The 273-nt window shown below is 63.0% G+C and carries 1 pseudogene; it reads left to right on the top strand.

Annotated elements, in window-relative coordinates:
• Nucleotides 1-30: 30 nt before the first annotated feature.
• Nucleotides 31-273 (top strand): annotated as a pseudogene (nudF, locus tag ACLJNW_RS25100) (ADP-ribose diphosphatase); the annotation flags it as partial.

The raw sequence follows: 273 nt of genomic DNA, 5'->3' as shown, positions 1-273 counted from the left end.
ACCCACATACCCGAGTGAAGTGAGTCGAGGATGTCCGAAACCTTCAAACCCGCCCCCGGTGACGTCGAACTCGTGCAGCGCGAGGAATGCTTCCGTGGCTTCTATCGTCTCGATCGCCTGCGCCTGCGGCATCGCCAGTTCGACGGCAGCATGGGCCGGGAAATCAGTCGGGAACTGTTCGTCCGCCATGACGCGGTCTGCGTGCTGCCCTACGACCCGCAGCGCGATTGCGTGGTGCTCATCGAGCAATTCCGCGTCGGGGCGATGCAGAAG

It is taken from the genome of Salmonella sp. SAL4457, from assembly GCF_046548235.1.
Lineage (GTDB): Bacteria > Pseudomonadota > Gammaproteobacteria > Enterobacterales > Enterobacteriaceae > Salmonella > Salmonella enterica.
The sequence above is the reverse complement of the archived record's forward strand: the minus strand, read 5'-3'. Positions and strand labels throughout refer to the sequence as shown.